22 protein-coding genes and 1 pseudogene are annotated in these 20,087 nt (G+C 71.8%); 11 read left to right on the plus strand and 12 right to left on the minus strand.

The annotated features are described in order from the left end of the window. The first annotated feature begins 151 nt into the window (after positions 1-151). From ACIPFH_RS22010 to ACIPFH_RS22035, 6 genes are all read left to right on the plus strand, one after another. Positions 152-355, plus strand: coding sequence for a cold-shock protein (locus tag ACIPFH_RS22010; protein ID WP_020133169.1), 204 nt, complete (start codon positions 152-154; stop codon positions 353-355). Between the two features lie 215 nt (positions 356-570). Then, on the plus strand, positions 571-2,067 hold the full coding sequence (locus ACIPFH_RS22015; RefSeq protein WP_401828602.1) for a DEAD/DEAH box helicase: 1,497 nt from the start codon (positions 571-573) through the stop codon (positions 2,065-2,067). A 133-nt stretch (positions 2,068-2,200) separates the two neighbouring features. After that, positions 2,201-2,413, plus strand: a complete 213-nt coding sequence (locus ACIPFH_RS22020) for a CBS domain-containing protein (RefSeq protein ID WP_356265864.1) — start codon at positions 2,201-2,203, stop codon at positions 2,411-2,413. Positions 2,414-2,419: 6 nt separating this feature from the next. After that, positions 2,420-2,734 (plus strand): SCO5918 family protein, encoded by a 315-nt coding sequence (locus ACIPFH_RS22025; RefSeq protein ID WP_401828604.1) that lies wholly within the window; start codon positions 2,420-2,422, stop codon positions 2,732-2,734. A gap of 486 nt (positions 2,735-3,220) precedes the next feature. Beyond that, on the plus strand, positions 3,221-3,568 hold the full coding sequence (locus ACIPFH_RS22030) for a MerR family transcriptional regulator (protein WP_401828606.1): 348 nt from the start codon (positions 3,221-3,223) through the stop codon (positions 3,566-3,568). 116 nt (positions 3,569-3,684) lie between these two features. Then, positions 3,685-4,068: a hypothetical protein gene (locus ACIPFH_RS22035; protein WP_401828608.1), complete on the plus strand. Its 384-nt coding sequence runs from the start codon at positions 3,685-3,687 to the stop codon at positions 4,066-4,068. Here the strand turns inward: ACIPFH_RS22035 and ACIPFH_RS22040 are convergent. The 4 genes from ACIPFH_RS22040 to ACIPFH_RS22055 all read right to left on the minus strand — a co-directional run bounded on the left by ACIPFH_RS22040 (position 3,999) and on the right by ACIPFH_RS22055 (position 7,680). After that, positions 3,999-5,096, minus strand: a complete 1,098-nt coding sequence (locus ACIPFH_RS22040; RefSeq protein ID WP_401828610.1) for a CU044_5270 family protein — start codon at positions 5,094-5,096, stop codon at positions 3,999-4,001. The two genes, ACIPFH_RS22035 and ACIPFH_RS22040, sit on opposite strands and share 70 nt — an antisense overlap. Beyond that, the gene (locus ACIPFH_RS22045) at positions 5,093-5,752 is read right to left on the minus strand and encodes an RNA polymerase sigma factor (protein WP_401828612.1); all 660 of its coding nucleotides are present in this window, start codon (positions 5,750-5,752) and stop codon (positions 5,093-5,095) included. Before ACIPFH_RS22045 ends, ACIPFH_RS22040 begins: the two co-directional genes overlap by 4 nt. Before the next feature lie 118 nt (positions 5,753-5,870). Continuing rightward, complete coding sequence (locus ACIPFH_RS22050) at positions 5,871-6,509, minus strand: SRPBCC family protein (RefSeq protein ID WP_401828614.1); 639 nt, start codon at positions 6,507-6,509, stop codon at positions 5,871-5,873. 133 nt (positions 6,510-6,642) lie between these two features. Continuing rightward, a complete protein-coding gene (locus ACIPFH_RS22055; RefSeq protein ID WP_401828616.1) occupies positions 6,643-7,680 on the minus strand; it encodes a medium chain dehydrogenase/reductase family protein in 1,038 nt (345 codons plus the stop codon). 145 nt (positions 7,681-7,825) lie between these two features. Between ACIPFH_RS22055 and ACIPFH_RS22060 the strand changes: the two genes are divergently transcribed. Next, positions 7,826-8,485 (plus strand): TetR/AcrR family transcriptional regulator, encoded by a 660-nt coding sequence (locus ACIPFH_RS22060; RefSeq protein ID WP_401828618.1) that lies wholly within the window; start codon positions 7,826-7,828, stop codon positions 8,483-8,485. A 75-nt stretch (positions 8,486-8,560) separates the two neighbouring features. Then, a complete protein-coding gene (locus ACIPFH_RS22065; protein ID WP_401828620.1) occupies positions 8,561-9,019 on the plus strand; it encodes a TIGR03618 family F420-dependent PPOX class oxidoreductase in 459 nt (152 codons plus the stop codon). Between the two features lie 143 nt (positions 9,020-9,162). Here ACIPFH_RS22065 and ACIPFH_RS22070 read toward each other — a convergent pair whose 3' ends face one another. The 3 genes from ACIPFH_RS22070 to ACIPFH_RS22080 form a co-directional block, all read right to left on the minus strand. Continuing rightward, positions 9,163-10,746: a carbohydrate-binding protein gene (locus ACIPFH_RS22070; RefSeq protein WP_401828622.1), complete on the minus strand. Its 1,584-nt coding sequence runs from the start codon at positions 10,744-10,746 to the stop codon at positions 9,163-9,165. Positions 10,747-11,111: 365 nt separating this feature from the next. Beyond that, the gene (locus ACIPFH_RS22075) at positions 11,112-11,588 is read right to left on the minus strand and encodes a hypothetical protein (RefSeq protein WP_401828624.1); all 477 of its coding nucleotides are present in this window, start codon (positions 11,586-11,588) and stop codon (positions 11,112-11,114) included. Positions 11,589-11,693: 105 nt separating this feature from the next. Then, positions 11,694-11,954 carry a hypothetical protein gene (locus tag ACIPFH_RS22080; protein WP_401828625.1) on the minus strand — a complete coding sequence of 87 codons (261 nt, stop codon included), beginning with the start codon at positions 11,952-11,954 and terminating at the stop codon, positions 11,694-11,696. Between the two features lie 173 nt (positions 11,955-12,127). On the opposite strand from ACIPFH_RS22080, the gene ACIPFH_RS22085 reads away from it, so the two are divergent. Continuing rightward, entirely contained in the window at positions 12,128-12,583 is a 456-nt protein-coding gene (locus ACIPFH_RS22085) for a TerB family tellurite resistance protein (RefSeq protein ID WP_356262910.1), read from the plus strand. Between the two features lie 108 nt (positions 12,584-12,691). Here ACIPFH_RS22085 and ACIPFH_RS22090 read toward each other — a convergent pair whose 3' ends face one another. Then, the gene (locus tag ACIPFH_RS22090; RefSeq protein WP_401828627.1) at positions 12,692-13,054 is read right to left on the minus strand and encodes a DUF952 domain-containing protein; all 363 of its coding nucleotides are present in this window, start codon (positions 13,052-13,054) and stop codon (positions 12,692-12,694) included. Between the two features lie 510 nt (positions 13,055-13,564). Here ACIPFH_RS22090 and ACIPFH_RS22095 point away from each other — a divergent pair. Further along, positions 13,565-13,768, plus strand: coding sequence for a cold-shock protein (locus ACIPFH_RS22095; RefSeq protein ID WP_020133270.1), 204 nt, complete (start codon positions 13,565-13,567; stop codon positions 13,766-13,768). Between the two features lie 131 nt (positions 13,769-13,899). Then, a complete protein-coding gene (locus ACIPFH_RS22100) occupies positions 13,900-15,408 on the plus strand; it encodes a DEAD/DEAH box helicase (RefSeq protein WP_401828629.1) in 1,509 nt (502 codons plus the stop codon). A gap of 24 nt (positions 15,409-15,432) precedes the next feature. Here ACIPFH_RS22100 and ACIPFH_RS22105 read toward each other — a convergent pair whose 3' ends face one another. The 4 genes and pseudogenes from ACIPFH_RS22105 to ACIPFH_RS22120 form a co-directional block, all read right to left on the minus strand. Continuing rightward, the gene (locus ACIPFH_RS22105) at positions 15,433-15,603 is read right to left on the minus strand and encodes a DUF4287 domain-containing protein (RefSeq protein WP_401829224.1); all 171 of its coding nucleotides are present in this window, start codon (positions 15,601-15,603) and stop codon (positions 15,433-15,435) included. A gap of 134 nt (positions 15,604-15,737) precedes the next feature. After that, positions 15,738-16,100 (minus strand): hypothetical protein, encoded by a 363-nt coding sequence (locus tag ACIPFH_RS22110; protein WP_401828631.1) that lies wholly within the window; start codon positions 16,098-16,100, stop codon positions 15,738-15,740. 87 nt (positions 16,101-16,187) lie between these two features. Beyond that, positions 16,188-17,035 (minus strand): annotated as a pseudogene (locus ACIPFH_RS22115) (sensor histidine kinase); the annotation flags it as partial. Positions 17,036-17,054: 19 nt separating this feature from the next. After that, entirely contained in the window at positions 17,055-20,015 is a 2,961-nt protein-coding gene (locus tag ACIPFH_RS22120) for an AAA family ATPase (protein ID WP_401828633.1), read from the minus strand. Positions 20,016-20,087: the final 72 nt, after the last annotated feature.

Genomic DNA, 20,087 nt, shown 5'->3' on the forward strand with positions numbered 1-20,087 from the left:
TGTCGGTCACGCAACGTGGATCTCGGCATGCTACTGTCTTTCTCAGTTGCAGTTGTGGTTGCCAGAAGGTTTTTTCCGACGGGGTGATCATCACGGCGACCGGGCTTCGCGCAGTGCGGATCCCGAACACCGTTCCCGAGGGAGATTCAAAATGGCTGCTGGCACCGTGAAGTGGTTCAACGCGGAAAAGGGCTTCGGCTTCATCGAGCAGGACGGCGGCGGCCCCGACGTCTTCGCCCACTACTCGAACATCGCCGCCCAGGGCTTCCGCGAGCTCCAGGAAGGCCAGAAGGTGACGTTCGACATCGCGCAGGGCCAGAAGGGCCCGACGGCCGAGAACATCGTCCCCGCCTGACCCACGCAGACGCGGACGCAATAATTTCGCAGCTGGGGCCCGCACCTGGGGGTGCGGGCCCCAGCTCGCTGCATTCACCCGTATAAACCCCGTGGCGCATTCAGCCGTCGACTTGTTTCGACGCCATCGCCTTTGGCCCGTTCTCGCGATTCTCTGCGCCGCACACCTGCCGCGGGAATTCCTTGATACGCGCCGACGCATCAAGGAAGGTTCCTATGAACCACGCACGCACACACACGCGTAGGAACGACCGCTTCTCCGATCACCGGTCCCGTGCCGATCGCTCCGGCGCTCCGCGCCGCACCAACGACGGCGGACGCCGACGGATCTCGCCCCAGGGCGAGTTCGCCCTGCCGAAGACGATCACCCCCGCGCTGCCCGCCGTCGAGTCGTTCGCCGAACTGGCCATGCCGGCGCGGCTGCTGGCCGCACTGGGCCACGAGGGCGTGGCCATACCGTTCCCGATCCAGGCGGCGACCCTGCCGAACTCGCTCGCGGGTCGCGACGTACTCGGCCGTGGCCGTACCGGTTCGGGCAAGACCCTCGCCTTCGGCCTCCCCGTGCTGGCCCGGACGGCAGGCCGGCGCGCCGAGCCCCGACAGCCGCTCGCGCTCGTCCTCGTACCCACCCGCGAACTCGCCCAGCAGGTCACCGACGCGCTCACTCCGTACGCACGCTCCGTGGGGCTGCGGCTGGCGACCGTCGTCGGCGGCATGTCGATCGGCAGGCAGGCCGGTGCGCTGCGGAACGGGGCCGAGGTCGTCGTGGCGACGCCGGGACGGCTCAAGGATTTGATCGACCGGGGCGCCTGCCGGCTGGACGCCGTCGACATCACCGTCCTCGACGAGGCCGACCAGATGGCCGACATGGGGTTCATGCCCCAGGTCACCGCCCTGCTGGACCAGGTGCGGACCGACGGCCAGCGGATGCTCTTCTCGGCCACCCTGGACCGCAACGTGGATCTGCTGGTGCGCCGCTACCTGACCGACCCGGTGGTCCACTCCGTCGATCCGGTCGCGGGCGCGGTCACCACGATGGAACACCACGTGCTGCACGTGCACGGCACCGACAAGCAGCGGGCCACCACCGAGATCGCGGCCCGGGACGGCCGGGTGATCATGTTCCTGGACACCAAGCACGCGGTGGACCAGTTGACCAAGCACCTGCTGCACAACGGCGTCCGCGCCGCCGCCCTGCACGGCGGCAGGTCCCAGCCGCAGCGCACCCGGACCCTGGCCCAGTTCAAGGACGGCCATGTGACGGTGCTGGTGGCGACCAACGTCGCGGCCCGCGGCATCCACGTCGACAACCTCGACCTGGTCGTCAACGTGGACCCGCCGAGCGACCCCAAGGACTACCTGCACCGCGGCGGCCGTACCGCCCGGGCCGGCGAGTCCGGCAGCGTCGTGACCCTGGTCACCCCCGAGCAGCGACGTGGCATGAGCCGGCTGATGACCTCGGCCGGCATCACTCCGCAGATCACCCAGGTGCGGTCGGGCGAGGCGGAGCTGAGCCGCGTCACGGGCGCCCGGACGCCTTCCGGTGTGCCGGTCGTCATCACCGTGCCGGTCGCGGCCGCACCTCGTCGCCGCGGGTCGTCGTCCGGGTCTTCGTCGTCCTCCTCGTCGTACTCCTCGTCCTTGTCGTCCCGGTCCCGGGGCCGCCGCGGGGGGCCGGGCCGGGCCCGGCCCGCGGTCAACCCGGCGGCCTGAGACCCGGGCACGCTCCGCACGGCCGGAAAGGCTCCCCCATCCGCAGGAGGCACACGTGACATCGGTCCAGACGCACAGGGTCCGACCGCGGCAGCAGCACCAGGACGAGTCCGGGCCGCGAGTCCGTGACGACATGACCGTCGAGGTGGCCCTGTCCGTCATGGCCGGTGCCCGGGTGGAGTTTCTGCTCCTCTGTGACGGGGACGACCAGTGCACGGGCTCGGTCACCCGGGTCCAGCTGGCCGCTCTCCGCGCCGGCGCCGCGTACACGGACCGGCTCCGCCTGCGGGACGTCCTCGCCGTACCGTTCCAGCCCTCGTCCGGCCCCTGCTCCTTCTCTCTGTGAGGCATCATGCGCTGTGTCATCGCCCGGTACCCGTTCGACCTCACCAAGGACGGCGTCATGGCCTCGATGAAGGGCATCACGCCCGAACCGGTCACGGGTGAGTCCGTGGCCATCGGCCGCCGCCGCTACCCCGTCAAGCAGGTGGGCGAGATCGTCACCCGCCAGGACCGCCGTGACTTCACCAGCGGCGAGATCGTCCGGGCCATGACGCGCCTCGGATTCACCTGCCACGAAGGCCCCGACGCCACGCCCGTCCAGGTCCTGACGCCGCTCCAGAACGCCTCGGCGCTGCTCGGCGCCCCGGGGGCGTGGGAGGCCTGACGGGTCGAAGACCCAGCGGCACCGATCAGCACCCAGAAACACCCGGAAGCACCCAGAAGCACCGTGAGGGCCCTGCCGATACGCCTCGGCAGGGCCCTCACTACGTTGTCCGAGCGAGGACCTGAACCCCCGAAGGACTGAAATCTACTCTTGCCAAGGTAGACATTGGCACACGGCTTGGGTAGCGTTTCTTGCATACGCACGACCAGGAAAGTGGTCGGTTCAGAGGAAGGACGGAAACGCAGACGCCATCAGGATCGCCCGGCCCGAGAAGCTTTCGGGTCCGGGTACCGCAAGGCCATGGATTGGAAGGTGGTCCCCGGTCACGCAGCCGCGATCCACGCGCCCCCGCCCGTTTGCCGGGTCCGGGTAGCGAAACAGAAGGTCGGCACAGCAGTAGGGCCGACCGATGGTGTTGAATTTCCCTTCGGGGCCCTGGTGCCGTACGGCATCAGGGCCCCTCGACGCGTTGTACAACGAGGTGACATGACAGCAGATACCCCGCTCGGCGGTCGTCTGGACGACGACGACTATCCCGCGTACACGATGGGCCGGGCCGCAGAGATGCTCGGCGCCACTCCGGGCTTCCTCAGAGCCATCGGCGAGGCCCGGCTGATCACACCCCTGCGCTCGGAGGGCGGGCACCGCCGGTACTCGCGCTACCAGCTCCGGATCGCCGCCCGCGCCCGCGAGCTCGTCGACAAGGGCACCCCCATCGATGCCGCCTGCCGCATCGTCATCCTCGAGGACCAGCTCGAGGAGGCTCAGCGCATCAACGCCGAGTACCGCCGCGCCGCGGACGAGGCGACCGACAGCTCCTCCGGCTCCGGCTGAGCGTCCGCGTCCGGCCGGTGTCACGCCCCCCGGAAAGTCCTTCTCCTCACGTGCAGGACATCGCGGTTCTCGACCCTTGCCGGGTGAGGGAGCCGAGATGAGGAGAGGGTGCGTTCGTGAGCGACGTCCAACGCTTCCGTGACCTGCACGAGGAGTGCCGGCCACGGGTGCTCGCCCATGCCTGGAGCCCGGTGGGCCGACAGGTCGGTGAGGACACCACCAGCGAGACCTTCACGGTCGCCCGGCGGAGGGTGCGGGACAACCCCACACCACCGCTGCCGGCTGCTGCGGGTGGCCCGCAATCCGACCCACGACTCAACGAGGGCACGGTGTTCGTGTCCCGTGCCGTCGCCTTCGACGTCACCGGCCGACCCGAACGCGGGCCGACCCGGGTCGGCGGCCGGGGCGGCGCCCGGTCCTGTCGCTCGTTTCAGCCGGCCTGGGACGGCGCCTGCTTGATGCCGTCGACGATCGCCCGGTTCAGGATCGCGCTGGTGTAGGTGACCGTGCCGGGCTTGATCAGGGCGTCCGTACCGCTGAGCTGGTTCACCTGGACCAAGCGCTCACCGAGGAAGACGTGGGTCTTCGTGTCGAAGATCCACTCTTCGCGCTGGCCGCTGGTCTCGTCCAGCCGGGCCACCGCCACCCCGGACCGGCCGACCGCGTCCACCGCGTTGTTCACGACGACGACACCGGGGATCTTCGCGGCGGCCTTGAACAGCGCCGAGTACAGCTCCGCCGGCGGGTAGCTCTCGGAGAGCAGGTCTCCGATGGTGGCGAAGGCCTGCTGGTCCGGGGTGTTGCCCTGGCCCTCGGTCTCCTTGTAGATCTTGGCCAGCAGCTTGTCGGGGTCGGTGGTGAGCTTGGCCAGGTACTCGTACGAGGGAGCGCCCAGGTGTGCCTTCGGGGTGTTGCCCAGCTCGTCGGGGAGGCTCAGGGTCTCGCCCTCGGGGCTTTCGTTGACGGCGGGGTCGATCAGCCAGCCCTTGGTGCCGTCCGGGGACTCCCACAGCTGACGGGTGTGCAGCTGGTGACTGGCCAGGTTGGTCCTGTCGTCGACGGTCCGCAGGAAGGTGTCGGCCGACTTGGACTCGATGTAGATGTACTGGCCGGGCTTGACGACCGGGTGGGTGGCCTCGGCCGCCGCCAGCGAGATCTGGTCGAGCAGCTGCGGCACACCCTTGGTGGTGGCGACGCCGACGGTCGTCGTCAGGGCCGGTCCGGTGGCGACGCCGCCGTCCCTGACCCCGCCGCCCCCGGACGACGCCACCGTGGCGACGACCACTCCGGCCAGCGCGGCGGCCAGCGCGGGCAACATGATCGCCGGGCGGGGCAGCCGCAGCCGCCGGGCCTTGACCGGGGCGACGGCCGCGGTGCGCTCTTGCTGCCGGGTTTCGTGGATCTGGGCCATCAGACGCTCCTTGTGGAACTGGTGACGGCCCGTCGGCAGGTCGCGTGCCGTCCGGGCGAAGAGCTTGGCGCTCTCCTCCCCCTCGGCCGGACTCTGCCGGGACGTGTTCGCGTTCATCGGTTTCCTCCCTGCGCGGGCCGGACCACGTTTGCGTGATCGCCTCTTACCTGTCGGCCGGTGCGGCCGCCTTCCCGATTTCCGCGAACTTTCTCGAGCGTCCGGTCGGCGGCGGGGCGGGGGGCCGGTTCGTCCTCGGCGAGGGCACGCAGTTTCCTGCGGGCCCGGGAGAGGCGGGAGGCGACGGTGCCGACCGGGATGCCGAGGGCTTCGGCCGCGGCCTCGTAGTCCAGCCCCTCTCCCAGGCAGAGCGCCACGACTTCGCGTTCCGGTCTGCGCAGGGTGGCGAGGGCGGTGAGGGCCGTCGCGAGCCGCCGCCGGTCGTCGATCCGGTCGGCGACCTCGTCGGCGTGGTCGGGCACCGACAGTTCGGCCGCCGCGGCGGCACCCGCCGCCGCCCGGTAACGCCGGTTGCTGCGGTGCTGGTTGCGGGCGGTGTTGGTGGCGATGCCCAGCAGCCAGGGCCGCAGGGAGCCGCCTTCGGGGTCGACCCGGTCGCGCAGCCGCCACGCCTCCATGAAGGTCGCGGCCATCACGTCCTCGGCCGTCGACCAGTCGGCGGTCAGCCGGAAGGCATGGTTGTAGACGGCGCGGGCGTAGTCGTCGAACAACTCCGCGAACGCGCTCGACTCCCCGGCCCGTACCCGGGTACGCATATGTGTGCTCACCTCAATGAGCTGTCCGGCACCCGACACCGACTTCCCGTGACCTGCGCCACACTCGCCTCGCCGACCCGTTCCGGGATCAGGCGTAGAGGTTCGCACGGGGGCGCCGTCACCTCCGGCGGTGTTCGGCGGTCGTCTTCAGGTCGTGGAGCCAGGCTTCCAGGCCCGCGCCGAGTGCCGCGGTCGCGGTGGGGACGTCGGCTTCGACCTGGGCGCCGGTCCAGGTCTCCTCGGTGTGGACGCGGACGCCGCCCTTGACCTCGGTGAAGGTCCACAGGTGAACGCCCTCGTCGATACGCAGGCCCTGGCCGATCGCCGGCCCGCTCCACAGGAGGCAGGCCCCGCGCTTCAGCTGCCGGACGGTGGAGGTGATGTCGAGGGTGGTGGCGGGGGTGGTGGGCGTGGCGGGCGCCGGGGTGGTCCAGCGGAACCGTGAGCCCTTCCCGAGCCGGCCGGTGTCGAGGCGTTCGGCGGAGAGAACGGGCCGCTGCCAGGACGGCCAGCGTTCGACGTCGGTCTGGAGCTTCCAGACGGTGCTCAGCGGCGCCTTGATCACCACGTCGGATCGGTAGCGGATACGGGCGGAGGCGTCCACGCCCTGCCCTCGGCACTGGGACGCACGGCTGTGGTGGGAGCCGGTCTGGGCGTGCGCGGCCTGGGCGGCCGGGGTGGAGGTGGCGAGGGTGCCGACGACGGCGAGTGCGAGCGGGAGGGCGAACGTCAGCGTCCTGGTCCTGGTGCCGGGCATGAGGATTCCCTTGGTCTGGAGGCCTGGTGGGCCGGTGGGCGTGGGGCGTGGGGCGTGGGGCGAGCGAGGAGTACGGGGTGCGGGTGCGAGCGCGCCCGCCGGCGGATGCAAGGGGTGTAGGTGTGAAGAACACCTACGGGTGGAGGACGACCTTGCCCGCGACCGTTCCGGACTCGGCCAGGCGGAGGGCTTCGGCTGCTTCCGTCAGCGGGAGCCGGGCCGCGATCCGGGGGGTCACGTCGCCGCGCCGGAGGGCGGCGAACAGTTCGGTGAGGTCGGTCCGCAGACGGGCCCGGAAGCGGTTCTTGGCCAGGGCGCGGCCGGCCCAGACGTTGAAGAAGTAGGCGCGGCGGCGGTTGGGCAGCGCGTTCCACAGCCACAGTCGGCCGAGCAGCTTCAGCACGGGCCACTGCTTGGATCCCTCGTCGTCCCGGGTGGAGGCAGTGCCGTACGAGACGAGCGTGCCGCCGGGGGCGAGGAGGCGCCAGGAGTCGACGATGCCCCGGCCGCCGACGTGGTCGAAGACGGCGTCCACGCCACCGGGGGCGAGCTCACGGATCCGCGCGGCCAGGTCGCCGGTGCGGTAGTCGACCGGGGTGACCCCCTGTTGCCGCAGGGCGTCGTGGTGGCGGGCGGACGCCGTGCCGATCACCTTCACGCCGGCGGCCCGTGCCAGCTGGACCAGGACCGAGCCGACGCCGCCGTTGGCGCCGAGCACGACGATGGTGCCGCCCGCGCGGACGCGTGCCTTGCGGTGCAGCATCTGCCAGGCGGTGATTCCGTTGACCACCAGCGTCTCCGCCTCCGCCGCGTCGACCCCGTCGGGCACCGGCACCACGTCGGCGGCGTCGACCAGCACGTGGGTGGCCCAGCCGCCGACCTTGACCAGGGCGGCCACCCGGGTGCCGGCCAGGCCGGGCTCGACGCCGTCGCCGGTGGTAAGGACCGTGCCGACCAGGTCGTAGCCGGGGACGAAGGGGAACGGCGGCTGGTCGTAGTAGCGGCCGCGGCGCATCTGCTGCTCGGCGAAGGAGACCCCGGTCGCCTCCATCCGGATCAGCACCTGCCCGGGGCCGGGGGTGGGGACGGCTCCGTGCCGGATCCGCAGCCCTTCGGGCTCGACCTTGCCCGGCAGCAGGACCTCGACGAGTTGGGTGTCGACGGCGTTCATGACGGCCTCCAGGAAGCGTTATCGCTGCTTGCGTTCGTTAGAAGTTGTAACGCAGATCGAAGGAGAGTGTCAATAGCGCCAGTGATAGCCTCTAACCAAAGCGGGTGACTGTAGGCGCAGGTACGGAGAGAGGTGGCTGCAGGCCATGGCGGACACGGGCACGACGACCCCGCGCGAGCGCTATCGCGCCCAGGTGCGTACGGAGATCAAGGAACGCGCGTGGGAGCAGATCGCCACGGCGGGGGCGTCCGCGCTCTCCCTCAACGCGATCGCCAAGCGGATGGGGATGAGCGGCCCCGCGCTGTACCGGTACTTCGCCGGCCGCGACGAACTGATCACCGAGCTCATCCGGGACGCGTACCGGAGCCTCGCCGACGCCTTCCGCACGGCCTCGGCCACCGGCGCCGGCCTGAGGGGACTGTCGCACGCGCTGCGCGGCTGGGCCCTGGACGATCCCCAGCGGTACTTCCTCGTCTACGGCACGCCCGTCCCCGGCTACCACGCGCCCGACGACGTCACCACGATCGCGTCCGAGATCATGACGGCCCTGCTCGACGCCTGCGCCGACGTACCCGCCGACGGCCCGGAGACCCCGTTGGCCGCACACCTCGAGGGCCTCGGCGAGAAGTGGACCGGCGGCCACCCCGCCCCACCCGCCGCCCTCCAGCGGGCCCTGACCTGCTGGACCCGGCTGCACGGCGTCCTGTCCCTGGAACTCGCGGGCCACTTCGACGGAATGGGCTTCGACCCCGCGCTGCTCTTCACCGCGGAACTGGACGGCCTGACCGGCCCGTCGGCGAACTGACCGACCCGGTCCGCCGACCCGGTCCGCCGACCCGTGAGACGAAATAACCGTGTGGCCAAGGGAGTTGATCACGTCATGACCAAAGGCCCCGCACCTCGCACGTTGTCCGACGAAGCCCTGTCCGAGCTGCTCGGCCGGCAGCGGTTCGGCACCCTCGCCACCGTCCGGCGCACCGGTCACCCGCACCTGACCACGATGGTCTACAGCTGGGACGCCGACGCCCGTATCGCGCGGTTCTCGACGACGGCCGACCGCATCAAGGTCCAGCACCTGCGACGCGATCCGCATGCCGCCCTGCATGTGCCGGGCAGCGACGTGTGGTCGTTCGCCGTCGCCGAGGGCGAGGCCGAGATCTCCGAGGTCACGACGGTCCCCGGGGACGCCGTCGGACAGGAGCTGCTCGACATGATCCCGGTGGACGCGCGGCCGGAGGACGAGGACGGGTTCCTGACGCAACTGGTCGCCGAGCGCCGGGTGGTCGTCCGGCTGAAAGTGGACCGGCTGTACGGAACGGCGCTCGACATCGACGGCTAGGGCCTCTCGTTCGGATCAGGGCGGGCTCGCGAGCCCTGATCCGAACGAGAGACCCCAGGACCTGCCCCGGTCAGCGCGTACGGGTGCGGGGGAAGGCCCCCACACCCGTACCGGTCACCCGTGACGGCTACGCCTGTCGGCCGCTAAAGGGTCACCCTGCTGCCGCCCAGCGTCACCACCAGCTGCCCGTTCGAGGCGAAGGACCAGGCGAGCGCGCCGCCGTAGGAGGAGGCGCACCGGGAGCCGTTGGCGCCGGCCCAGAACTGGTTGGTGCTGTCCGCGTCACCGACGGTCTTGTCGTTGGAGCCGCTCACGTTGTACCGGCAGGACGTGTTGCTCCGGAACACCGAGGTCCCCGCGTCCCACGAGTAGTTGCGCTGGGCGTTGTCGATGCTCAGGTTGCTCGACACGGCCATGGAGCCCGGGTTGCTGTTGTACGTGAACCCGTGCTTGCCGTTGTGGTAGGCGATGCTGCGCCGTACGACGTGGTCGACGGCGATGTCGTCTCCGCCGAGCTTGTAGCCGTTGCGGTCGCCGTTGGAGTTCACGGTGCCGTCGGAGAGGGTGCCGTTGTTGTAGGAGAGGGAGTCCTCGATGGTCACCGGGCCGATGGCTCCGGTGTCCGTCTTGGTGTAGAGGTCCCAGCCGTCGTCGATGTTGTTGTGCGAGACGGCGTACCGGAACACGTTGCCGGTTCCGGTGGTGAGCTTCGCGGCGAAACCGTCGGCGTCCTCGCCGTCGGAGTCGGCGTTGTCGTGCGACTCCGCGCTCAGGATGAGATTGCGGGCCGGCCACTGGGCGGCGGGGGTGGTGGAGGCGATCCGGCCGAGCTGGAGCCCGGTGTCGTGGTTGTAGCGGGTGACGGTGCGCTCGATGATGTTGTCGCTGCCGCCGACGTAGATCCCGTTGTCACCGGCGTGCTCCACGACAAGGCCGTGGACATGCCAGTACGAGCCGAACAGCTGGAGTCCGCGGTTGGCCGAACTCTCGCTCTGCGCCGAGAAGTTGAGCACCGGAGTCTCGCCCGGGTAGGCGGACAGGGTGGTGCGCGCGCTCGCCGTGCCGCTGCTGGTCGCCGGGACGGTGACCGTCGACGCGGGGGTGTACGTCCCGCCGCGCAGGTAGATCGTGCCGCCCGAGGTGACGCGGCTGATCGCCGAGGTGAGGGTGGTCGGCGCGGACTGGGTACCGGCCGCGCCGTCCGTGCCGCTCGGCGACACGTAGATCGCGCCGCCGGCCGGGGGTGTGGTGCCGTCGGCCGTCGTCGCCTCCAGATAGTCGACGTTGGGCAGCCCCGCCGCGACGGTGGGGCTGAGCCGGACGGTGTTGCTGCCGGCGTTGAGCGACACGGTCAACGTCTTGGTGACCCAGGTCGACCAGGCGCCCGTGGCCTCGAAGGACGGCGTCTGCACCGTCGTTCCGTTGACGACGAGCGAGGCCGCCCGCGCCGCGGTGGTGCCGTTGGCGAAGCGCACGTTCAGTGTCGCCGTGCCGGCCGTGGCCGTGTTCACGGTGAACTGGGCGTAACCGCTGGTCGCGTTGGTGCCGTTGCAGAATCCGCTGCCGGAGTAACCGGTCCAGTCGGAGTCGATGGTGCCGGAGCAGACCGCCGGGGAGGTCTCGGCCTCGTAGCGGGTGGTCGTGGCGGCCTGGGCCGTGGTGCCGGACAGCGCGACGAGCGCGCCTGCCACCAGGCTGACGCAGGCCATGACGGATCTCAGCTGCATGGTTCATCTCCAGGAACGGGACGAGTGCGGGTCGGCCGAACCAGAAAGCGCCTCCAGAAAGCGCTTTCTCTCGGAAGCTAGGGGCATGGCCTGAGCACGTCAATAGACGCGTACCTGTTTTCCGTTCACATGGATGGACGGGCGTGCTGTGTCGCGACCCACGTTCGGGGCCCGTGTTCGCCGCATGTGTGCTCATCCCCTCCAGGGATTCGTGCAGGAGCGTCACACAGACTGCACACAGTCCCTGGAACGACTCGTTAGCGTTGCCGGCCATCGGACCCCCGCGTAGGAAGACCGCAGATGGACTACTGCTCCACGTGTCGTCGGCATCTCAACGGCGCCCTCGTGTGCCCTGGATGCGGCGCCTACGCTCCGGACATCGCGCCGGTCACGGTCGACCGCGGCATAGCCCCGGCCCGGGTCGCGATGCCGGCGACGGCGTCCCTGCCGGCGCCGTCGTACACGCCGGCCCCGACTACGCGGCCGCCGGTGCCGACGCCGTATGTGAACACCGCGCCGCGGACCGCCCCGTCGCCCGAGGACGAGGGCGAGGCCGAGGACGCGGCGTCCGCGCCGTCCGTTCCGTACGCGCGGCAGGGACGGGCGGCACGGCGGCGGCAGTTGGCCCGCTGGAAGAAGAACCAGCGCCGAGCGGTGGTCGCGACGGCGGTCGCCCTCGTCGGAGGCGGGCTGACCTTCGCCGCGCTGGACCGGCAGACCGGCGACCAGGCACAGGCGGCCACGACGCCGGAGGTCCCGAGCACGGCGGGCGGGAAGGAACCGACGTCGGAGCGCACCCGCCCGACGGTGACCCGGTCCGACGGGCACCGGTCCTCACCCACCCCCACACTCCCGGCGGGGTCACCGGCGAACACCCACCCGGACTCGCTGGCCTCCTCCCCCGCGACGGCGCCGTCGGTCCCCCGGCAGCGAACCGGAACCTCGTCCTACGACGGAACCGTCACCGCTCCCACCGGCAGGACGGGCACGGCGGGCACGACCGGTACGACCGGCACGACCGGCACGACCGGCACGACCGGGCAGCAGTCATCCGGTCCCGCCGCGGCCGGCGGCGGAGAGTCGTCGACCTCGACCTCCGACTCGAACTCCGCCTCTGATTCCTCTACTTCGTCGTCTTCTTCGTCGTCCTCGTCCTCGTCGTCCTCCTCGACGGGCACCGCGGCCACGGGGACCTCGCCGTCGGACATCTGCCTGCTGGGTCTGATCTGCCTCAGCTGAGGGGCTGAGGGGCTGAGGGGCTGAGGGGCTGAGGGGCTGAGGGGCTGAGGGGCCGAGGGAACTTATCGGGGCGGCTGTGAGTTTCTACGTTGCTGTAGATCTTGTGCAGTCACTTACTCCGCCCCGACCTTCTGGAGTTCTCATGGCCCTGTGGGACCGCATCAAGGAGTCCGCGTCGACGATGCAGACCCAGCTCGTGTCGAAGAAGAACGACCTCAAGAGCGGCGCCTTCCGCGACGCGAGCATGGCGATGTGCGCGCTGGTCGCGGCGGCGGACGGCACGATCGACCCCGCGGAGCGACGTCGGGTGGCGCAGCTGATCGCCACCAACGAGGTGCTTCAGAACTTCGACGCCACGGATCTCCAGCGGCGCTTCGACGACAACCTCAACAAGCTGACCACCGACTTCGACTTCGGCAAGGTCGGTGTCCTCCAGGAGATCGCCAAGGCGAAGAAGAAGCCGGCCGAGGCACGGGCCGTCATCCAGATCGGCATCGTCATCGGCGGCGCCGACGGCGACTTCGACAAGACCGAGCAGGGCGTCGTACGGGAGGCGTGCTTCACCCTCGACCTGCCGCCGCACGAGTTCGACCTCTGAGCGCGTAGGGGGCCGATGCCGGTTCCAGCGGTGAGTCAGAGCCGCTGAAACGGTCGCCGCGGCCCGCCCCGCCCGCTTCACCCTCCCGGCCTGTCGGCGGTGGAGCGGTCAGCCGAGGTCCGTCAGGCCTGTCGCCGTGCCCTGCTCGTCCCAGCGGACCTCCAGGACACGGGTCACGGCGTCCCGGTCGACCGGCCCGAACACATGCGGGAACAGGGTGCCCGCGGCGACTCCGGGCGGCGGTGAGGGGGCGGCCGCCTCCCACTCGCACCTCGCGGTGAGCCGCTCCTCGTCCACGACGAGCGCCAGCAGCGGCCGGGGGCCGGTCCGGTAGAACGCGTTGACGACGGCGAGCGTGGTCTCCTCGTCGGGCGAGCAGTGCACGAAGCCCTCCTCCGCGAGGGAGGCGGGTGCGTAGGGCCGGTCGGGCGCGAGGTTCCAGTCGTCGAGCGGCACCACGTGATAGATCATGATCCGGTTATACAACAGGGGTTCAGCCGTTCGGCGTTCGGCGTCAACTTGCCCTCGGCCACCTGGATGATCTCGCCCTTCTCGTCGAAGGTTGTGGGTGCTCCGGTAGGTGTCCCACTCGTCGCCGACCTTCTCGGGGACCTTGCCCTCGGGACAGCGGGCCGACTCCTCTGCCACGGGTGGACGGCCGCACTGCTGCGCCGGCTGCACCGGCTCTGCGCCCAGCCTGCCGAGCGACGGGAGAGCGGCGGGAGTGTTCCTCTTGAGCACGGGTACTCGCCTGTTCCGGGTGGCATCCTCGGGGCGGGACTCGCGGTGTCTCGCTCCCGGGCCCCGCACCCGGACGTGTGCTACCGTGATAAAAGTGGCAGTTTCGGTTACCAGAGGCTTTTGAGTGCTCTTCGACCTTCCGTCGACGGGCACTCTTTTTGTTTTTGGGGCTTTCCCGATCCTGCGACACCGGGTCCGCAAGGTGCGGACTCCGGGCATTGCCCCATAGGGAGATTCAACATGGCATCTGGCACCGTGAAGTGGTTCAACTCGGAAAAGGGCTTCGGCTTCATCGAGCAGGACGGTGGCGGCGCTGACGTGTTCGCCCACTACTCGAACATCGCCACGTCCGGCTTCCGTGAGCTTCAGGAAGGCCAGAAGGTTACCTTCGACGTCACTCAGGGCCAGAAGGGCCCGCAGGCGGAGAACATCCAGCCCGCCTGAACCGCCTGACGCCGCCTGACGCTGACGCTGACGCGATCGGCTGCGCATCACGCGGACTACGTGGCCGGGGCCCGCACTCCTGAGTGCGGGCCCCGGCCCATGGCATTTTCCCCTTTCCAGGAAGGTATCGGATGAACCGCAACAGCTCCGTCCGCTCCCGTACGGACAGGCGCCAGGGCGCCCCCTCCCGTTCGGCCAAGCCGGGGCGGAGCGGACGCGGGAGTCGTCCCGCCGCGTCCGGCGGTGAATTCGCAGTACCCGTCACCCTCACGCCCGGGCTGCCGGCGGTCGAGTCGTTCACCGAACTCGACATGCCCGAGCAGCTGTTGACCGCCCTCGGTGCCGAGGGTGTGACCACCCCGTTCCCGATCCAGGCCGCGACGCTGCCGAACTCGCTGGCCGGCCGGGACGTCCTGGGCCGTGGCCGCACGGGTTCCGGCAAGACCCTCGCCTTCGGCCTCGCCCTGCTGGCCCGTACGGCCGGACAGCGGGCCGAGCCCCGCCAGCCGCTGGCCCTGGTGCTCGTCCCGACCCGGGAACTGGCCCAGCAGGTCACCGACGCTCTCACCCCCTACGCCCGCGCGCTGCGACTGCGGCTCGCCACGGTGGTCGGCGGTCTGTCGATCGGCAGGCAGGCGAGCGCACTGCGGGGCGGCGCCGAGGTCGTCGTGGCCACCCCCGGGCGGCTCAAGGACCTCATCGACCGGGGCGACTGCCGCCTGGACCGGGTCACCATCACCGTCCTCGACGAGGCCGACCAGATGGCCGACATGGGCTTCATGCCGCAGGTCACGCAGCTGCTCGACCAGGTGCGTCCCGACGGCCAGCGCATGCTGTTCTCGGCGACCCTGGACCGTAACGTCGACCGGCTGGTGCGGAACTACCTGCACGACCCCGTCGTCCACTCCGTCGACCCCTCCGCGGGAGCCGTCACCACGATGGAGCACCACGTGCTGCACGTGGAGGACGAGGACAAGCACGCCACGACGACGGAGATCGCCGCCCGCGAGGGTCGCGTGATCATGTTCCTGGACACCAAGCACGCGGCGGACCGGCTGGCCAAGAAGCTGCTGGCGGTCGGGGTGCGCGCCGCGTCCCTGCACGGTGGCAAGTCCCAGAACCAGCGGACCCGGACGCTGGCCCAGTTCAAGGACGGCCACGTCACGGTGCTGGTGGCGACCAACGTCGCGGCCCGCGGCATCCACGTCGACAACCTCGACCTCGTCGTCAACGTCGACCCGCCCGCCGACCACAAGGACTACCTGCACCGCGGCGGCCGCACGGCACGCGCCGGCGAGTCCGGCACCGTCGTCACGCTGGTGCTGCCCAACCAGCGCCGGGAGATGACCCGCCTGATGGCCGACGCCGGCATCACCCCGCAGACCACCCGGGTCCGCTCGGGAGGGGCCGAGCTGAGCCGCATCACCGGTGCGCAGGCGCCCTCCGGCGTGCCCGTCGTCCTCACCCCGCCGCCCGTCGAGGAGCGTCCCGCGCGCTCGGCTTCCACCGCGCGCTCGCGCCGTGGCCGTCCCGCGGCCCAGGGTGGCGGCCGTCCCACCGCGCAGGGCGGACGACCCACCTCCCAGGGCCGCCGCCGCTCCCCCGCCAAGGGCAACGGCAACGCAGCGAACGGCCGCTGAGTCCGGGCGGGGGCCGGCGGTGGCTCACGCGCCGGCGTCCTCCGCCGGCGTGTGCGCGACCAGCGCGTCGGCGTGGCCGTGCCCCAGCCCGTGCTCGGTCTTCAGCCAGGAGACGAGCTCCATGTGCCGGGTGAGCGGCGAGGCCCGGATCAGGGTCTTCCACTCGGCGATCGGACGTCCGTACTTCTTCTCGATCGACGGGAAGTACTCGCGGGGCCCTTCGCGGCTTCCGTCATGTCCGTATGACCGGCGCCGGTTGGAGAAGTGATCGGTGCCGGGGAAGTGATCCGCGTCAGCGTCCCCGGCCGCGGGGTGGACCGGCCCGGGGCTCACCCGCCGTTCGCGGCGCAGGTGAGGTACGCGGCGTAGGGCAGCAGGATCGCGGGGAGGGTCAGCAGCCGGGGCCTGAGCGAGCGGCCCGTCCGCAGGGGGCGCAGACCGTCGAAGAGGACGAGCAGCAGGGCCACGAACGCGGCGAACAGGACGAGGACGATCAGCACCATGCCGCTGTTCTCGATCTGGTCGTACGTGCAGTTGTCCAGGTCGCGGCGGCCGAGGTCCTCATAGGCGCAGTGCCCGTGGGCGAGGTACCAGCGTGCGCACAGCACGACGACCGCCGTCGGGAGACCGATCAGCAGGTGCACCAGGAGCGGTGGCAGCCAGCCGCGCAGGGCGGAGAGTGCGGTACGCATCCGGTCACCACACCAGGGCGGGGCCGGGCGGGCTGTGGCGGAAGCCACTCCTCCGGTCACAGACCTGTCACAGCGGCCCAAGTGGCCTCAGTGCGCCGGGAACCGGGCCCGGACCTCCCAGCCGTGGCCGTGACCGGCCGGCACCGGCCCGGTGCGCAGTTCACCGCCCAGGGCCGTGACCCGTTCCCGCAGACCGACGAGCCCGAAGGCGCCGCCGTGGGCATCGACGGGGAGCTGGGTGCCGCCGCGGCCGTCGTCGACGACGGTGACCTCGAGGCGGCAGCCGTCCTGGCCGAGCCGGACGGTGACCGTGGCGGCGTCGGCCGCGTGCCGCCGTACGTTGGTCAGGGCCTCCTGGACGACGCGGAAGGCGGCGGCCTGCACCTCGTGCGGGAGATCGTCGGGGAGGGCGGGTCACGGTCCAGGGTGACCCGCCGGCCCGGTCCGGCGAAGCCCTCGGTGAGGCCGGCGATGGCGGCGAGGTCGCCGACGGGGCGCCGGTCGGCCTCCGCCGTGTCGCGTAGGACACCGACCGTGCGGCGCATGGAGGCGAGGGCCTCGGTGGCGGCTCGTTCGATGCCCGCGAGGACGGGGTCGAGGTCCTCGGGCCGGTGACACGGCCGCCCCGCGCCCGGTCCGTCGGCCGGCCCGCCGGTCGCCATCATGCGGGCCACCTGCGTCTGGACGAGGATCCCGGTGACGTGGTGGGCGACGAAGTCGTGCAGGTCTGCGGCGATGGCGAGACGTTCCTCGCGGGGCGTCTCGTCGACGGCGACGGCGACGGTGCGGCGGTAGTCCAGCGACCGCAGATAGGCGGCGAACCCCGCGACCGGCAGGACGAGCGCCAGCCCGACCGCGACGTAGGCAGGCCCCTCCCCCGACCACGCCGGCCGGTAGTACCGGGCGGGGGTGGCGAGCGGGGCGCCCGCGTCCAGCGGGTGCCGCGCGGCCGCCTCAGTCCCCCAGCACGCCCCGCAGCTCGCCTCTCCGCCGGATCCCCAACTTCCGGTAGGTGCTGGTCAGGTGGGTTTCCACAGTGCGGCGGGCCACGTGCAGGAGGTCCGCTATCTCGGTGTTGGTGCGGCCTTCCGCCGCGAGTTCCGCGATGCGGCGTTCGCTGCCGGTGAGGGACCCGGAGCCGGTGTGGGCGGGGGTGGTGCGGCGGCCGCCGGCGGTACGCAGGGCCTGTTCGGCACAGGTCAGGAGCCGGACGCTGCCCAGCCGTTCGGCACGTTCGGCGCCCTCCCGCAGATGGTCGCGGCCCCGCCCGCGCTCTCCGGCGGCGGTCAGCTGCCGGCCGTGTGCGAGGAGGGAGGCCACGAGTTCCGCCTCCGCCGGGGAGTCCCGGAGGACGGCCACCGCCTCCTCGCCCAGTTCCAGGCCCCGCCTGCCGCGGGTCGCCCGGCCCAGGACACGCAGCGCCCGTCCCGTCGTGCGCGGGGTGTTCCACACCCGGGCCAGCCGTAGTTCCTCGGTCGCCAGGGCCAGCGCCTCCTGGGGGTTGCCCAGGGCCAGCCGGCACTCGGCGGCCGCCGTCCGCCACGGCGTGACGACCGGGCTGAGGACGGCGCGGGCGGACTGACGGCGGCCGCACTCCAGGAAGTCGTGCAGGGCCCCCGCCACGTCCCCCTCGGTGAAGCACAGCACGCCCCGCGCGTAGAGGAAGCGGTTCAGCTCCCAGGAGTCGGGGGCGTCACGCAGGTCGAAGGTGTCGGCCAGGCGGCGGGCCTCGGCCGTGCGGCCCGTCTCGACCAGGGCGAGCAGGAGGTGCGCGTCCGTGTTGGCGGGGCCGGCGCCGGTACGCCGGGCTCGGGCCGCCTCGTGGTGTCCGGCCAGCACGGTGTCGTACGCGCCGCGCGCCGCCGCTATGTCCCACCTGGTGTCCAGCAGGGCCTGTTCCATCGGGTGCAGGAGCGACGGATGCTGGCCCGCCAGACCGCGTTCCACCAGGCGTTCCGCCTCGTCGAGTTCATCGGCCCACTGGGCCACCGCCGCGGCCGTGCCCAGCAGGAACGGCTCGGCGAGGGGATCGGCGGGTTCCGTCAGGAGGCTGCGCAGTCGTCGCATCGCCTCCCGCGCCGGGAGCTCGCCCGCCGTCGCCGCGTACCGCACGAGCAGGGCCTGCCCGGAGGGGCCGACGAGTTCCGGGGACCGTTCGGCGGTGTCGGTGAGCCAGCGGTAGGCCTCGCGGCGGACCGTCTGGTCCTGGTCGGAGAGGAGCGCGGACGCCGTCTGGAGGGCGCGCGCCAGGTCGGGGTGGCCGGCCAGCCGGGCCTCCAGGCGGCGCAGCACCTCCACCGCCGTGCGGACCTCCCCCCGGCCCACCAGCGCGGTGCCCAGCGCGATGGCCGTACGGACCTGGTCACGGGGTTCGGCGGGCAGGTCGAGCGCCTCGGCCAGCCGTGGGATGCCCGCCGGGGTGTCGGACGAGGCGTACTCCAGGGAGCCGAGCTCGGTGAGCAGGCGCTGGCGCAGGTCGTCGGGCAGCGGCTCCCGCAGCGCTCGGCGCAGATAGCGGACGGCGTCGTGGGGGCGGCCCTGGCGCGCGGCCACGGTGCCGGCGTCGCGCAGCACCCGCAGCGCCCAGGGCAGGCCCGCGGGGGCGCTGCCGAGCAACTGCCGGGCCACGGCGTCGAGATGGTCGCCCCTGCGCAGCATCGCCTGGGCGACCGCCCGGTGCGCGTCCTGGCGGTGGGCGGTGGACCAGCCGCCCAGGACGGCGTCCCGGAGGAGGGGGTGCGCGTAGCGGGGACGGCCGGCCGGGTCCGGGCGCAGCACGCCGAGCCGTGTCATCGCGGCGAACCAGCCGGAGACGCGCGCCGGGTCGGCGCCGGAGGCGTCCGCGACGAGAGCGGCGAGGGCGTCGGCGGCGGTTTCGGAAGCGGTTTCGGCGGCTGTGCCGACAGCGGGTCCGGCAGCCGGTTCGGCGCCGGTTCCGGGATCCGCTTCGGCATCGGCCCAGGGAGCCCTCGCAAGGGCGGTCGCGGAGGCCGTTGCGGGAGTCGTCACGGAAGCGGCCGGGACTCTGCGGGTGGTCGCGGGGGCCGGGTCGGTGATCCGGACGCCGGCGCCCTCGGCCCGCTCAGCGCCCTCCATCCGCTCCGCCTGTTCCAGGGCCGCGAGGGTCCGGGCCACCTCCGTCGTCGCCGGGCCCGCGTTGTCCAGCCACCAGGAGACGGCCGCCGGATAGGAACCCGGGTACAGCGCGGCGCACGTCCTCGGGACGGCCGTCGGCGGTGGGGCGCCGTCGAGGTCGTCGAGGAGGGCGCGCAGCAGCAGCGGGCTGCCCGCGCCGGCCCGGACGCAGTCCGTCGTCCACCGGTCGGAGGCCGTCGGGAAGGCGGCCCGGACCAGGTCGGCCGAGGCGTCGTCGGTGAGCGGGGCGAGGGTGTGGGTGCGCAACGCGGACGGGGACAGGGCGTGGGTGAGACCGGCGGGCCGCGGGTCGATGTCGTACTGACTGCGCTCGGTGGCCACCAGGAGCACCGGTAATCGGTCGATGCGGCGGGCGGCCTCCACGAACCAGCGGCGCGAGGCCTCGTCGGCGAGGTGGACGTCGTCCACGGCCACCATGAGCGGCGCCTCGTCCGCGTACGAACGCAGCACCCGCCACAGCCGGGCCGCGCTTTCCCGGTCGTCGCCGCCCGGCCCGACGTCCGCGAACTCCGGTACGGAGCCGAGGAGATGGAGGACCGAGGAGAACGGCAGCGCGGTGTCCTCGGGGGAGCAGCGGGCGTGCAGGACGCGCAGCCCGAGGCGGGTGGCCTGCGCGGCGGCGGCTTCGAGGGCGGCGGACCGTCCCGTGCCGGTGGCCCCGCGCAGCAGGACGAGACGGCCCGCTCCGGCTCGAGCGCGCTCAGCCTCCGCCGCGAGCAGTGCGTGCGCGTCCTCGCGTTCCCGCAACGGTCCGGTCATCCCTGCCTCCTGCTGTCGGGTACATCGGACTTGTCCATGTACACGTAGAGGTCGTGCGGTTCGGTACGGGTC

Origin of the sequence: Streptomyces sp. NPDC088157, from assembly GCF_044741545.1 — a bacterium.
Taxonomy (GTDB): Bacteria; Actinomycetota; Actinomycetes; order Streptomycetales; family Streptomycetaceae; genus Streptomyces.

Coding starts and splice junctions, on each gene's coding strand:
- ACIPFH_RS22010 (WP_020133169.1), top strand. CDS start 152: ATGGCTGCTGGCACCGTGAAGTGGTTCAACGCGGAAAAGGGCTTCGGC.
- ACIPFH_RS22015 (WP_401828602.1), top strand. CDS start 571: ATGAACCACGCACGCACACACACGCGTAGGAACGACCGCTTCTCCGAT.
- ACIPFH_RS22020 (WP_356265864.1), top strand. CDS start 2,201: ATGACCGTCGAGGTGGCCCTGTCCGTCATGGCCGGTGCCCGGGTGGAG.
- ACIPFH_RS22025 (WP_401828604.1), top strand. CDS start 2,420: ATGCGCTGTGTCATCGCCCGGTACCCGTTCGACCTCACCAAGGACGGC.
- ACIPFH_RS22030 (WP_401828606.1), top strand. CDS start 3,221: ATGACAGCAGATACCCCGCTCGGCGGTCGTCTGGACGACGACGACTAT.
- ACIPFH_RS22040 (WP_401828610.1), bottom strand. CDS start 5,096: ATGAACGCGAACACGTCCCGGCAGAGTCCGGCCGAGGGGGAGGAGAGC.
- ACIPFH_RS22045 (WP_401828612.1), bottom strand. CDS start 5,752: ATGCGTACCCGGGTACGGGCCGGGGAGTCGAGCGCGTTCGCGGAGTTG.
- ACIPFH_RS22050 (WP_401828614.1), bottom strand. CDS start 6,509: ATGCCCGGCACCAGGACCAGGACGCTGACGTTCGCCCTCCCGCTCGCA.
- ACIPFH_RS22055 (WP_401828616.1), bottom strand. CDS start 7,680: ATGAACGCCGTCGACACCCAACTCGTCGAGGTCCTGCTGCCGGGCAAG.
- ACIPFH_RS22060 (WP_401828618.1), top strand. CDS start 7,826: ATGGCGGACACGGGCACGACGACCCCGCGCGAGCGCTATCGCGCCCAG.
- ACIPFH_RS22065 (WP_401828620.1), top strand. CDS start 8,561: ATGACCAAAGGCCCCGCACCTCGCACGTTGTCCGACGAAGCCCTGTCC.
- ACIPFH_RS22070 (WP_401828622.1), bottom strand. CDS start 10,746: ATGCAGCTGAGATCCGTCATGGCCTGCGTCAGCCTGGTGGCAGGCGCG.
- ACIPFH_RS22080 (WP_401828625.1), bottom strand. CDS start 11,954: ATGTCCGACGGCGAGGTCCCCGTGGCCGCGGTGCCCGTCGAGGAGGAC.
- ACIPFH_RS22085 (WP_356262910.1), top strand. CDS start 12,128: ATGGCCCTGTGGGACCGCATCAAGGAGTCCGCGTCGACGATGCAGACC.
- ACIPFH_RS22090 (WP_401828627.1), bottom strand. CDS start 13,054: ATGATCTATCACGTGGTGCCGCTCGACGACTGGAACCTCGCGCCCGAC.
- ACIPFH_RS22095 (WP_020133270.1), top strand. CDS start 13,565: ATGGCATCTGGCACCGTGAAGTGGTTCAACTCGGAAAAGGGCTTCGGC.
- ACIPFH_RS22100 (WP_401828629.1), top strand. CDS start 13,900: ATGAACCGCAACAGCTCCGTCCGCTCCCGTACGGACAGGCGCCAGGGC.
- ACIPFH_RS22110 (WP_401828631.1), bottom strand. CDS start 16,100: ATGCGTACCGCACTCTCCGCCCTGCGCGGCTGGCTGCCACCGCTCCTG.
- ACIPFH_RS22120 (WP_401828633.1), bottom strand. CDS start 20,015: ATGACCGGACCGTTGCGGGAACGCGAGGACGCGCACGCACTGCTCGCG.